This window comes from Paenibacillus sp. ov031 (assembly GCF_900143165.1).
In the GTDB taxonomy this organism is placed as follows: Bacteria; Bacillota; Bacilli; order Paenibacillales; family Paenibacillaceae; genus Paenibacillus; species Paenibacillus marchantiae.
The window spans coordinates 69595-82670 of record NZ_FRDO01000005.1 but is presented as its reverse complement, the minus strand read 5'-3'; the positions used below and the strand labels follow the sequence as shown (position 1 = coordinate 82670).

The 13076-nt window shown below is 48.6% G+C and carries 14 protein-coding genes; 12 read left to right on the top strand and 2 right to left on the bottom strand.

Going from position 1 to position 13076, the window contains the following annotated elements; all coding sequences use genetic code 11:
- Positions 1 to 97: 97 nt before the first annotated feature.
- The gene (locus BUA17_RS20700; protein ID WP_053779648.1) at positions 98 to 532 is read left to right on the top strand and encodes a BrxA/BrxB family bacilliredoxin; all 435 of its coding nucleotides are present in this window, start codon (positions 98 to 100) and stop codon (positions 530 to 532) included.
- A gap of 137 nt (positions 533 to 669) precedes the next feature.
- Positions 670 to 1479, top strand: coding sequence for an ammonia-dependent NAD(+) synthetase (nadE, locus tag BUA17_RS20695; protein WP_072734856.1), 810 nt, complete (start codon positions 670 to 672; stop codon positions 1477 to 1479).
- Positions 1480 to 1578: 99 nt separating this feature from the next.
- Here nadE and BUA17_RS20690 read toward each other — a convergent pair whose 3' ends face one another.
- Positions 1579 to 2394, bottom strand: a complete 816-nt coding sequence (locus tag BUA17_RS20690) for an alpha/beta hydrolase (protein ID WP_072734855.1) — start codon at positions 2392 to 2394, stop codon at positions 1579 to 1581.
- Positions 2395 to 2580: 186 nt separating this feature from the next.
- On the opposite strand from BUA17_RS20690, the gene acpS reads away from it, so the two are divergent.
- The gene (gene acpS, locus BUA17_RS20685; protein ID WP_072734854.1) at positions 2581 to 3000 is read left to right on the top strand and encodes a holo-ACP synthase; all 420 of its coding nucleotides are present in this window, start codon (positions 2581 to 2583) and stop codon (positions 2998 to 3000) included.
- A gap of 55 nt (positions 3001 to 3055) precedes the next feature.
- Positions 3056 to 4411: an A/G-specific adenine glycosylase gene (gene mutY / locus BUA17_RS20680; protein WP_072734853.1), complete on the top strand. Its 1356-nt coding sequence runs from the start codon at positions 3056 to 3058 to the stop codon at positions 4409 to 4411.
- 185 nt (positions 4412 to 4596) lie between these two features.
- Here the strand turns inward: mutY and BUA17_RS20675 are convergent, their stop codons facing one another.
- Complete coding sequence (locus BUA17_RS20675) at positions 4597 to 5208, bottom strand: superoxide dismutase (RefSeq protein ID WP_024632995.1); 612 nt, start codon at positions 5206 to 5208, stop codon at positions 4597 to 4599.
- 538 nt (positions 5209 to 5746) lie between these two features.
- Here BUA17_RS20675 and BUA17_RS20670 point away from each other — a divergent pair.
- The 8 genes from BUA17_RS20670 (at position 5747) to BUA17_RS20635 (ending at position 12828) form a co-directional block, all read left to right on the top strand.
- A complete protein-coding gene (locus tag BUA17_RS20670; RefSeq protein WP_024632996.1) occupies positions 5747 to 6172 on the top strand; it encodes a GNAT family N-acetyltransferase in 426 nt (141 codons plus the stop codon).
- Between the two features lie 423 nt (positions 6173 to 6595).
- The gene (gene lepB / locus BUA17_RS20665) at positions 6596 to 7201 is read left to right on the top strand and encodes a signal peptidase I (RefSeq protein WP_024632997.1); all 606 of its coding nucleotides are present in this window, start codon (positions 6596 to 6598) and stop codon (positions 7199 to 7201) included.
- Between the two features lie 178 nt (positions 7202 to 7379).
- Entirely contained in the window at positions 7380 to 9218 is a 1839-nt protein-coding gene (gene queG / locus BUA17_RS20660; RefSeq protein ID WP_072734852.1) for a tRNA epoxyqueuosine(34) reductase QueG, read from the top strand.
- A 15-nt stretch (positions 9219 to 9233) separates the two neighbouring features.
- Positions 9234 to 10265: an HD-GYP domain-containing protein gene (locus BUA17_RS20655; protein ID WP_072734851.1), complete on the top strand. Its 1032-nt coding sequence runs from the start codon at positions 9234 to 9236 to the stop codon at positions 10263 to 10265.
- A gap of 223 nt (positions 10266 to 10488) precedes the next feature.
- On the top strand, positions 10489 to 10752 hold the full coding sequence (locus tag BUA17_RS20650) for a YneF family protein (protein WP_072734850.1): 264 nt from the start codon (positions 10489 to 10491) through the stop codon (positions 10750 to 10752).
- Between the two features lie 79 nt (positions 10753 to 10831).
- Entirely contained in the window at positions 10832 to 11425 is a 594-nt protein-coding gene (gene folE / locus BUA17_RS20645) for a GTP cyclohydrolase I FolE (protein ID WP_063568443.1), read from the top strand.
- A gap of 253 nt (positions 11426 to 11678) precedes the next feature.
- On the top strand, positions 11679 to 12533 hold the full coding sequence (locus BUA17_RS20640; protein ID WP_083584800.1) for a lipoate--protein ligase family protein: 855 nt from the start codon (positions 11679 to 11681) through the stop codon (positions 12531 to 12533).
- Between the two features lie 70 nt (positions 12534 to 12603).
- Positions 12604 to 12828 (top strand): hypothetical protein, encoded by a 225-nt coding sequence (locus BUA17_RS20635; protein WP_053779639.1) that lies wholly within the window; start codon positions 12604 to 12606, stop codon positions 12826 to 12828.
- The last annotated feature ends 248 nt before the right edge of the window (positions 12829 to 13076 follow it).

The window sequence follows — 13076 nt, the reverse complement described above, 5'->3', positions numbered from 1 at the left end:
ACCTTGCTTTCATTGATTAGGGATGTATAATAGGAATAGCACAAAAGCATTTAATTTTTTAAATAATAGAACTCACATGTTTAAGGAGTGAAACCGAATGTCTATGTCATTTGATCAATACATGAAAGATATGGTTCAACCGATGCGGGATGATCTGACTCGTTTGGGAATTCAGGAGTTGCGGACTCCAGAAGAAGTTGAAGCAAGTTTGCCGGATGCCAAAGGAACCGCTCTGGTTGTCATTAACTCGGTTTGCGGATGTGCCGCAGGTCAATGCCGTCCAGGTGTATCCCAAGCACTTCAACATGATATTACACCAGACCACCTGTACACAGTATTTGCTGGTCAGGACAAAGAAGCTACAGCAAAAGCACGTGAATACTTTGCACCATATCCTCCATCTTCACCTTCCATCGCTCTGATGAAAGACGGAGAACTCGTTCACTTTATTGAGCGTCATCAAGTGGAAGATCGTTCTGCGGAGGAAATTGCGGCTGAACTCACAAGTGTGTTTGACCGTTACTGCCGTTAATTAGCTCAAGCAACGCCCCGCCTTTCGGATGACCGATGCCGGGGCGTTTCATTTTGAGCGAATAGGGTTATTTAACCATTCGGACCTTTCAAAATGGACATCAAATTTCATTAATTTAGAAACGGGGTGTGTGAACGATGAGTTTGCAACAACAGATCATCGCTGAATTGAAGGTTAAACCAAGCATTAATGAAGAAGAGGAAGTGCGCAAGCGCGTTGACTTTCTCAAAACCTATGTGAAAAATGCCAATTCCAAAGGGTTGCTTATTGCAATCAGTGGCGGGATTGACAGCGCTGTAGCTACGGCAATTTGCAAAAAAGCAACGGACGAGCTTACAGCTGAAGAGAATAAGGAATACAAAACGCTGGGTGTATTCCAGCCTTACGGTGAGCAATCGGACATTGACCATAGCTATGCTGTAGCAAAAGCCTACGACCTGAAGCACGTTGTGGAAACCAACATCGAAGATGCAGTGAACGAAATCGCACTCGAAGTGGAACAAGGTTTCAAATCCATGGGCAGCCCGCGTCATATGACTCATCAAGGCAAAGGGAATGTGAAAGCAAGAACCCGTATGGTGATGCAATATGCTCTGTCCTTTGAGGAAAACCTGTTGGTTGTCGGAACAGACCATGCTTCTGAAGCCATCACGGGCTTTTACACCAAGTGGGGTGACGGCGCCGTGGATATTACACCACTGAGCAGCCTGAACAAACGTCAAGTGCGTCAGCTGGCTGCGTATTTAAACGTGCCACAGGCCATTTTGGACAAGGCTCCATCAGCGGGACTCTGGGAAGGCCAGACTGATGAAGATGAACTGGGCATTTCGTATGAAGCGAACAGTGACTATCTGGAAGGCAAACAGATTGATCCGGCTGCACAGGAGCGTCTTGAAGCATTCTACACACGTACCCATCACAAACGTAATGCCATTCCTGGCATCTAATATGGATTGCAAGCATGCCATGATATGATATGGGCAATGCAAGTATCTGAACAGCAAAGAGTCACTGCATAAGGCAGCGACTCTTTTTGTTATGCAAGATTAGTTAATCCAATTTGCGATCTGGCGAAGTGTTTCGGCGATCGCCTGCTCAAGCTGCGTCGTCGATTCCTTGAATGGATGCACAGTATTAAAAGTATGACTTCCGCCGGGAATCTGGTGCCACGGGATATCCGGGCGAGCCTGAACCAGTGCGGCCGAGCCGTCACGCAGCCGTGTGCCGTCCTCTGTTCCCTGAATAAGTGCCACACGCAGAGGGGAAGAAGCCAAACGATCAATGATGGCGTAACGCTCCTTATGCGCGTCCAAGTCTTCCAGAATGGACACGTCCAGAGGCATCTGCTGGCCAGTTCGCCCGTTCGTGACATGGCTGCGGCCATGTGTGCGCATTTCTTCTTTTTGCTCAGGGGTAAAGAGATCCAAGTTGGTTACGCCGTTCCAAGAGAGTACGCCTGCAATCTGTTCGGGATGATCCAGCGCGTACACGAGGCTTACGCCTGCACCGCGGCTATGTCCAAGTAGAAATACCGGTAGTTCGTTAAGTTCTGGCTGTGTGGACACATAATCAAGCAGCGTTGCCAAGTCGGCAAGCTCCCGGCTGTACGTATTGACTGCAAACTTTTCAAGTTCAGAAAATTGCTCCAGATCTTCTCCAACACCGTTGTGAGAGAAATTGAAGGTCAGGACGTGATAGTTCTCGCTTAGCTGGGATGCAGTGTAGGGGAACATGCCCCAGTCTTTGAAGCCTTTGTAACCGTGAGCCAGGATAATGATTCCTTGAGCGGGTTGCCGTGCAGTGAATATATTTCCGCGAATGACGGCATCTTCGCCAACAGGCAGTTCAAATGCTGTGGACATATCTTATTCCTCCTAAAGTTTCATCTATTGCTGATTCATATTTTAACATAAATGGTAATGTGGACGAAGGTACTCGCATCCATGCGCGCCTCCTGCTACAATAGAATACGTGTTCGGATAAGTTACGGATCAGATGACCGAATGGAGATCGTTTACAGCATAAAAGGTTAAGCGGGTGAAGCGTTAATGATATATGGCATTGGAAATGACGTACTGGAGATTGGGCGTATGCGCAGGCTGTTGTCAGGTCAACACGCCGAAGCGTTTATGAAGCGGATTTTAACGCATGCAGAGCAGGAGATTGCGGAGCATCGGGGAAAACGGATGGTGGAGTTTGTATCTGGTCGATTTGCAGCGAAGGAAGCTGTGTCCAAGGCATTTGGCTGCGGCATTGGAAGCATGATGAGTTTTACCGACATTGAAGTGCTACCTGATGCGAAAGGACGTCCCGTTGCCACACTGTCTGATGAAGCGTGGGAACGACTGCAACTGCCATACGGCAAGCAGTATGATATTCACTTGAGTATTACTCACCAGACGGAGCTGGCTGCGGCCTTTGCTATTGTAGAGCAGATGGGGAAGACGTTGCCTGAATCTGAAAAGTAACAATGTGGGAGAACGTGTGAAGAACGTAAGCATGGTAACAGGAGAGGACGGGAATATGGGTTTATTGGAACAGAAACGACATTTCAGCGTGAATTTGCTGGATTGGTATATGGTCAACAGACGGGATTTGCCGTGGCGTCGCCACAACAATCCTTATTTCACGTGGGTATCGGAAATTATGCTGCAACAGACTCGGGTGGATACGGTGATCCCGTATTTCAACCGTTTTATTGGGAATTTTCCGACTGTACAGGCTTTGGCTGAAGCACCGGAAGAAGAGGTCTTGAAAAATTGGGAGGGGCTCGGATATTATTCGCGTGCCCGCAATCTTCAAGCAGCTGCCAGACAAGTCATGGAGCTGCACGGTGGGGAGATGCCACAGGACAAGCAGGCAGTATTTGCGTTAAAAGGGGTGGGCCCGTATACAGCCGGGGCCATTCTCAGCATTGCCTTCAACCAGCCGCAGCCAGCGGTGGATGGCAATGTGATGCGGGTCCTGTCCCGATACTTCCTCATTGATGAGGACATTATGAAGGGCAGCACCCGGGTGTTGATGGAAGAGCTCGCGGGAGAGCTCATTCCAGAAGGGCGTGCGCGTGATTTCAATCAGGCGCTGATGGAACTTGGCGCGCTGGTGTGCACGCCCAAAGCGCCGCACTGCCTGACTTGCCCGGTCATGGAGCAATGTTCCGGCCGCATCGCCGGACGTGAGCTCACGCTGCCGGTCAAGACTAAGGCGAAGCCGCCGCGCCCTGAGCAGCGGCTGGTCGCCATTGTGGAGGGCCGCGGTGCTCATCGCGGCCGTGTGCTTGTGCGCCAGCGCCCAGCGACGGGCCTATTGGCCCGCATGTGGGAGCTGCCGCATGTGCTGGCCGCGCCCGCCGCAGCCGGCAAGGCGGCGGGGCCGCTGGCAGATGAGCCGGCCATGGCTTTGCTGGCCGGCAGTCTGTGGGCGGAAGGCTTCGCTGCCCGCCCGGAAGGGCTGGCTACCCATGCGGAGCATGTGTTCAGCCACATTGTCTGGAGCCTGCAGGTGTACAAATGCACCGAGCAGGACCAGAGTAACGAGCTTCCGCTGATCGCCGCGGAAGCCAGAGCCGCCTACGACGCACAGGCGGTAACAAGGGAGGGCACAGCCGCATCATCAGCTGTGTCACCTGAGTCAGCCAAATCGCCATCGGAGCCGGGCACTCCTCATGCACAGAACATCTCAACATCGCTTAACGATGGAGAGCTGCTCGCACCATCTGACGTTAGTGACCAGGCGCTGAGCACACTGACAGGTAAGGGTGATGGCCTGACCTATCGCTGGATTGGTCCAGAAGATATGGACAAAATGGCATTTCCGAATATATTCCTGAAGCTGATCAGCAGTTATTTTGCAGGGGCATATGACGATGTTAATGAATAGTGAAACTACTCCATACTAACCGTCTTTGAATGAGGATACTTGCTCTAAGGACTAAGGATTCTTAACTTAAAGCTCGTAGCCGTAGAAGGATTACTCATAACGAAGTGCAGCAAGCAAAAGCAAATAAAAAAAAGCCTGATTCGGTCGTGTTGACCAAATCAGGCTCTTCTATTATGCCAGCAGTCTTATTTCGCTGCAGCGTAACGTTTGTTTACTTCGTCCCAGTTGATTACATTCCAGAAAGCACCGATGTAGTCAGGGCGTTTGTTTTGATATTTCAGGTAGTAAGCGTGCTCCCATACATCCAGACCCAGAACCGGAGTCAGACCTTCGAAGAGAGGGCTGTCTTGGTTAGGTGTGCTAGTGATGGACAATTTGCCATCTTTACCAACTACGAGCCAAGCCCAACCGGAACCGAAACGAGTTGTAGCTGCTTTTGCAAAATCTTCTTTGAATTTGTCAAAGCCACCCAGTTCGCTATCGATTGCTGCTGCGATGTCTCCAGTAGGAGCGCCGCCGCCGTTAGGTCCGATGATTTCCCAGAACAGGCTGTGGTTAGCATGTCCACCACCATTGTTGCGAACGGCTGTGCGGATACCTTCAGGTACGCTGTCAAGGTTAGCAATCAGATCTTCCAAGCTTTTACCTTGCAGTTCAGGAGCGCTTTCCAGAGCTGCGTTCAAGTTCGTTACGTAAGTATTGTGATGGCGATCGTGGTGAATTTCCATCGTTTGCGCATCAATATGTGGTTCCAGTGCGTCGTTAGCGTAAGGAAGTGCTGGTAATTGAAAAGTCATAGTGAAATACCTCCTGAGATTTTTGAATTTTTGTTAAGGTCAGCATTTTGCATAATTCAATTCGAATCGCTTCCGGGACAAGTTCTAGACGAATAGGATCACTTCGATCTATATCTTGCTGAGTGAAAGTCGCTCACAGGATTTATGCAAATTGCCACAGGTACCTATGTAATAATACCCTTGTCACTAATATTAAACCGCATTCGGGCTAATTAAGCAACATTTTTGTTTATTAAGTCCCCCCAGATGTTAATCCATTCATGGGTCAGAGATAACAAACATATTTTACCCATTATGAAACTATTTATGTGATTTTAGGTGTTTAAATAGAGGGAAAATTTAATATTCGGATGTAAACGGTTACAATTAAGCGCTTTCAAAAGAAAATGCGTGTTTTATGGCGTAAAGTATGGTTTAATTGACGAAGAAGCGGTATTTTCTCGTTTTTTGTCATTATATGAACATTGGGTTTTTGGTAAAAAGGGGAGCCCCTTTTTGTAAAACCTCATCTAAGCTAACGAAAAGGGAGATTTAAGACATGCACGTTCGTTCCTTTCAGTTGAGTGATGCAAGCCAGATGACAGAGCTTCTCCAGGTTGCACTATCGGAAGAGTGTTATGAGAACACGATGGGCCCGTTTGCCCGTCAATTGTCATGGGATTCTGACCTGATCATGGTTGCGGAAGAAGAGGGAGACCTCGTCGGCGCTTTGATCGGTACGATTGACCACAACCAGGGATGCATCTATCGTATTGCGGTCCATCCAGACTATCGTCGCCGCGGAGTCGGCAAAAAACTTGTCGAGGCCATGGAACAAAGGTTCCAGCAGCGTAAAGTCAGTCAAATATGGGTGGCGGGTGATGAGCACAACAAAGTGGCCATGCCTCTTTATGAAGCAATGGGTTACGGTGCCAATCAGATTATGAGCGCTTTCCAGAAACTTAGTATCTTGTCCAAAGCTTAGTTTGCATGGTTAAAAAGAAATATAAACAGATTTTCATTTTATATTAGGCGTATCTTTCAGCGTGTAACAACGTGAGGGATATGCCTTTCTATTTATATGGGTGCTATTCACCGATTATTCCCCTTTTTTCGCCACTTCTGAACGCCATTCCATTTAACTTAATCCCTGGTTTAACTGTTTTAATCCCGTTGTAATTCACCCTTCAAGTTGTGTTGGTGCTCATAACCAATTGTTTCACCCTTGCAAATGAAGTAGAATTAAAAGGATTATGATCACTCGATTTTGGTAATATCAGAACATATAAACGTGGAACGCCAGCTTCCTGATATTTTTAAGAAAAACGTTCATTATATGCGATCTGTCTGCCTTGAAAGTACGTCGATCGATGTTTTTCTTTATAAAATTGATAAACGAGGTGTCTCTTTGAACTCCAATAATCTTTCAACGGAGCATGTGGCTTCCAAGGAACGAAATGGTCCGGGAGTGCCTGATCAACCGGGGAAATCCTGGGGTGCAGAGCTTTGGGACTGGGTGAAAACGATAGTGATTGCTTTTGTAATCATGATGCTGTTGAACCTGTTTGTATTCAATCTTTCGATGGTCAAAGGTCAATCGATGCAGCCCACGCTGGTTGAGCGGGACCGTTTGTTTGTGAATAAAATTGTATACGATTTTGGGACACCGTCCCGATCGGATGTTATTGTACTTCGTGATCCAAGCGAAGGTGTGGAGAAAAAAGATTTTCTGGTCAAACGGATTGTCGGACTTCCCGGTGATACGGTTGAAGTACGGGATCATCATCTGTTCGTGAATGGGGAGCAGCAAGCGGAAACGTACACGGATACTGAGGTTCAGGACCCTGATTTTGGACCGATTACGCTGGAAGCGGATCATTACTTTGTGATGGGAGATAACCGTCATGAAGGCAAGAGCAAGGATAGCCGTGTGTTTGGCAGCATTACATCCAGTGAAATTGTAGGCAGGGCGGAGTTTATTTTTTGGCCGTTCTCGGAAATTAAAAAACTGTAAAATGTTAGCAGGACAAGGACAACAACTTCACGCTACATTTTGCGTTAAACGATATAGACTCGGTTTCTTTCTAGCTCCGGTATGTCCGACTTGTATATCGAAATCAGCGCCTGTCCTCCCACCTGAGGCGGGCGTTCACTATTTACGGAATTAGCGTGGAAGAAGAGAGGGAATAGATATGACGAGTGTACAGACCGGAGCAGCAAAGGCAGCAGCTGTATGGGAGAAGTTAAAACAAGAGATTAAGGCAGCTGCTCCCGAGATGGGTATTGATGATATAGGATTCGCTTCGGCAGAACCATTCGTGACCTTGAAATCCATTCTGGAGCAACATCGGGTGAAAGGATTCGAGTCCGGATTTGAGGAGCCTGATATTGAGAAAAGGGTGCGTCCCGAACTAAAAGATGGAGAGCCTGCTTCGCTCATTGCTATTGCTGTTGCTTATCCATCGAAGATGGTCAATCCGCCGAAGTCCGAGCCGGGTGCATACCGCGGTATTCTGGCTCGTTCCGCCTGGGGGCAGGATTATCACCAAGTCCTGCGTGCAGCGATGGACAAGCTGGTTAACTTTATACGTGAACGCGTACCTGAAGCCATGATTGAAAGTATGGTAGATACGGGGGCGTTGGTGGACCGTGCTGTTTCCCAACGTGCGGGGATAGGATTCAGTGCCAAGAACTGTGCCATTATATCGCCCAAATTCGGTTCATGGATCTTTCTCGGCGAACTGGTCACGAATATTCCGTTTCAGCCAGATAACCCGGTAACCGAGGATTGTGGTGAATGTACGAAGTGTATTGATGCCTGTCCAACAGGAGCATTGGTGGGACCGGGACAACTGAACGCACAGCGCTGCATTTCGTTTGTGACCCAGACGAAAGGCTTCGTGGATGAAGAGTTTATGCTGAAAATTGGCAACCGTCTGTACGGTTGTGATACCTGTCAGATTGTCTGTCCGAAGAATCGGGGTAAAAACTGGGACCACCATCCCGAGTTTCATCCCGATCCGGAGATTGTAAAACCTTTGCTGATACCGCTGCTTGACATCGGTAACCGTGAATTCAAAGAGCGCTTTGGCCAAAGTTCCGCCGCTTGGCGGGGCAAGAAGCCAATCCAGCGCAACGCCGTAATTGCCCTGGGCAATTTCAAAGACAAAACCGCTGTACCGAAACTAACGGAGGTACTGAAGCGTGATCCGCGTCCCGAGCTGCGGGGAACTGCAGCTTGGGCGCTGAGCAGAATTGGAGGAGAAGACGCAATGAGAGCCATTGGGGAAGCTGCCGCTAACGAACAAGATGGGAACGTGCTAAGCATGCTGCAGAAGGCCAAGGAACGACTGAGTTCGTCCGAGACCTTACCCGATAAGCCTCAGGCAGAGCCAAAGAGCAACGATAAGCCTGAGGATCAGAAGGAACAGAATAAGACACCCGAACAGAACGGGCAGACGACAGAGCCTGCCAAAACGGAAGCTGAAGCATGGAAACCATCAGCCGTAACAGGCCTGCATGGTACGCCGGTATATTACGACGAGGTACTGACACCGATCGGTACACTAACGCTCTGTGCCACGGATAAGGGCCTGTGTCACATTGATTTCGGTGCATTCCATGTGCGCGAGGCACATCTGCAACAATGGGCCCGTACATGGATTGGCGAATATCGATATGAGAAAAATGAAGAGAAGCTGAGTGAAGCTGCACAGCAGTTGAAGCAGTATTTTGCAGGAGAACGAAAAGCGTTTGAACTGAAGCTCGATTTGTTTGGAACACCATTCCAGCTACAAGTATGGCAAGTCCTGTCCGATATATCTTATGGAGAGGCCTCAACACACCAACAGGTTGCGGAAATCATCGGTAGGCCCAAAGCTGTTCGAGCAGTTCTGGATGCCATTAGTAAAAATCCGATTCCGATTATTATTCCCTGTCACCGCATCAGCGGTAAAGACGGAACCCTGGTGGGTTATGTAGGTGGGCTGCAAACCAAAGAGCAATTGCTCACATTGGAGCAGCAATCGTAAGAGCGGGGGACGTTCATGAAGTATGTTAACGTGGAGAGCGTGGAAGCGGGAGAGTTTCTGGGCAAAACAGTATATTCCGGTAACGGTACAGTATTGCTGTCTGCCGGAGTCCAACTCACCGTATTTATGGTTAATACGCTGAAGCGTATTGGCGTGACCATGCTATACATCCAGGATGAAGCTTATAAAGATGTGGATACAGAAGACATTCTGGATGAAGCCACGAAAAAAGCAGTTATTAATGAAATGAGTGTAACTCTTGAATCTATCCGTTCCGGGAAGGACTGGAGCCCGAAGAAGGTCGCCATCAGCATCGATAAATTGTTGAACGATGTTCTGAATGGGCGTGAACTGCTTGTCCAGCTCACAGATATTCGGACCAAAGATAACGCACAGTATGTTCACGCCATGAATGTATGTTTGCTGTCTTCTGTCATTGGTCTGAATCTGGGGCTTAACTATGTGCAGCTCAAGGATCTAGCCGTCGGAGCTCTATTGCATGACATCGGTAAAGTGGGGGAGCCACCCGGCAGCGGTTCAGCAGCGAATTCCTCCCTGCATCACACGTGGAGAGGGTTCGAGTTGATCAAGTCCAAACGGGAGTTCAATCTGCTTGTGGCACATACAGCTCTGCAGCATCATGAGCATGTGGATGGAACGGGACAGCCGAGAGGTATCAAGGGAAAAGACATTCATCTGTTCGCCAGAATCGTCAGTGCAGCTAACACGTATGATAATCTGATCAATGGCCTTTCGGGTCGAAGGTTGCTGCCGCATGAAGCCTGTGAAGAGATGATGGCGATGTCTGGCACGAAGCTGGATCGTGACATTTTGATAGAATTCAACCGGAGTGTATCCGTTTATCCGAATGGAACAGCAGTTCGATTGTCTACCAGAGAGACCGGAGTCATTGTGCGTCAGCACCGGGGTTTGCCCGGTAGGCCGGTCATTCGGGTGGCACGTGGCAGTACACGTTATGATCTGGATGTGATTGAAGTGGATCTGGCTCAGCAAACAACCGTTTTCATAGAGGCGGTACTGATGTAACTTATACGGATGTTCCTGAAAGATTTATTGAATGTTTTCGATCTGTTTTCTGGATGTTAAATTCAGCAGATAGCTGGAAAATCCGTTTGCTCAAGGCGTGCGGAAATGCTATGATAACTTTCAGGAAATCCGGTGCGTGTCATGTTTGCATTGTGAGCGTATAACATCATGTGCTGACACGGATCATCAGGCTTTTTAGATTGCATACAGAGGTGTCTAAGAGATGGAAATAGCAATACCGATTATTACATTGATTGTTGGTCTGGTCGGAGGATTTTTCATTGGGGTATACTACTTGCGGAAGCAGCTTGAGAAAATGCAAAGCGATCCCGACATGCTCCAGAAGATGGCGAAGCAAATGGGTTATAACCTGAATGGCAAGCAGATGCAGCGCGCCCAGCAGATGATGAAGAACCAGCAGCCTGGCACTAAGATGCCTCAGCCGCAACAACATCCTGCGCGTAAAAACTCGGGCCGCCGAAAATAATAGCTGTGAGCGAGCATTTTGCTTAATGCTGGAGTGAATGGCTACTTACAGCATGTGGTTCGAAAGGAGGCGTTCGGCAGTGGCTGGCGTTAAAGATTATTTGAATTCAAAAGTATCCGACAATCGGGAGAAGATCGAGTATCACATTGAGCAGATCTTGCAATTGATCGGTGAGGATAGTACGCGGGAAGGGCTGCTTGAAACGCCTGCACGCGTAACCCGGATGTATGAAGAGATTTTTGGCGGGTATGAAGTGGACCCGCGCGATGTACTTGGAGTGACGTTTGACGAGAATCATGAAGAACTGGTCATTGTGAAGGACATTGTCTATTACAGCCAATGTGAACACCATATGGCGCCTTTCTTCGGCAAGGTGCACATTGGATATGTACCGAGTGGCAAGATTGTGGGATTAAGCAAAATGGCCCGTCTGGTGGAGGCAGTTACCCGCCGCCTGCAGGTTCAAGAGCGCATTACCTCACAGATTGCCGATATTCTGACTGAAGCGGTAGAGCCGAACGGTGTCATGGTTGTCGTGGAAGGCGAGCACTTGTGCATGTGTTCCCGCGGCGTGAAGAAGCCGGGCAGTAAGACGGTTACATCTGCTGTACGTGGTTCTTTCCGTGACAATCCGGCACAGCGTGCCGAGTTCCTGTCGCTGATGAAAGATTAAGATCGGCTCATTCCACTCGATGGACAAGCCAGAAGCATTGAATCCTTTGGCACCATCATGTTGTTTCCATTCGGCAATTTGCTGGATCTGAAATGGCAGTATAGATGCTTGTGCCAATGGAAGCTTTCATAAATAAGCCGTGTTCCCTGGGGAACCGGCTTATTTATATATTACTTTTGCATTCATGGGGATACATAAGGATCACGTAATTATTTCAATTCATCCAGATTAGTTTAGTCGGAGGCTATCTTATATGAGTGTACCGTCCAATTCAGATCAACCCGGATCGCCGGGAATAAAGCAGCAGATGCAGCTGGATCATTCATTGCGTCTACAGATTTGGGAGACACCGCTGCTGCGGCACGGGAGCAGTGTGCTTGAAGCATTTGCTTGGGAAGAAGTCATGTGCCGCCGGGTGGGAGAGGGTCAGTTGCCCGTTGCTCATATATGGCGGCATCCAGATGCCTTTGTAGCAGGGCTGCGGGATCGGAGGCTACCACAGGCGGTAGAAGCGATGGAACGCATTAGAAGCCAGGAAACAGCGGTCTGCGTTCGTCCATCCGGTGGTGCAGCAGTTCCCTTGAATCCAGGGGTGGTTAACGTTTCTTTAATTTTGCCCAACCCTGGACGAGCCATCAATATACACGATGATTTTCGGGAGATGGCCTCACTGATTGCTGAATCGCTAACACCGTGGTCGAGTCAGGCACGTACGGGGGAGATCGAAGGCGCCTTCTGTCCTGGAGATTATGATGTCAGCGTGGGTGGACTGAAATTCTGTGGTATTGCCCAGCGTAGACAGGCCAAGGCTTATATCATTACGGCCTTTATCATCGTGGAAGGACAAGGGGACCAATTGGCAGCAGACGTGCGTAAGTTCTATCAGGATGCAGCAGACGGTGCCAGCGAAGGCTATCCGGATGTTCGGCCCGGAACGATGGCGAGTTTGCAGGAACTGGCAGGTGTCCCTTCTGCTGCGGCGTATACAGCTTCGCTGGTACGTACACTGCGTCAGCGTTTTCCCCTGGCGGAGACGAGCCGTGTGTTGACCGTGGATCGGGAAGCCGTTAGACGGACGGCTGAGCAGATGAAACTACGTTACGATTAGGTTCAGAAGCTTGGACTTGGAATTGGGTAATAGAGATGATATGATGTGATTTCGGAAGGAGAGTGTCTACATGGAAACTTTAAGATATACGTACTTATATGAGGTCATTTCTACAGGCGAAAAGTCTGAATTCAGCCAAATGGCTACAAGCAAGGAAGAAGCAGCTGCCCTGATCGTTGCACGTATCGCTGATCTTGAATTTACAGGTGAAGAAGATATCAAGCTGGGCGATCTGATCGCAATTAGCAAACAGGTTGGCGACAACTATGTTGCCTGTGAAGGCTGCGCGTCTTAAGGTAAACGCTCTGCACAGTGGTTCTCAAATGATAAGCAAGTCTCTAGTATAGAGGCTTGCTTTTTTTGTATCTGCATTTGGATTATTCGATTCAGGCGCGCCCCGCTGAACAACAAATTGCACGGGAAGAAACATGCTTATTTGAAAGTGGTTTTGCGAAAATGCGAGAAAAGGCATATTTTCACGAAAAATGACGATAAATGTTCAGAATCCGTTCAGAGCTGATAGTTATAATCTTCCTACAACAG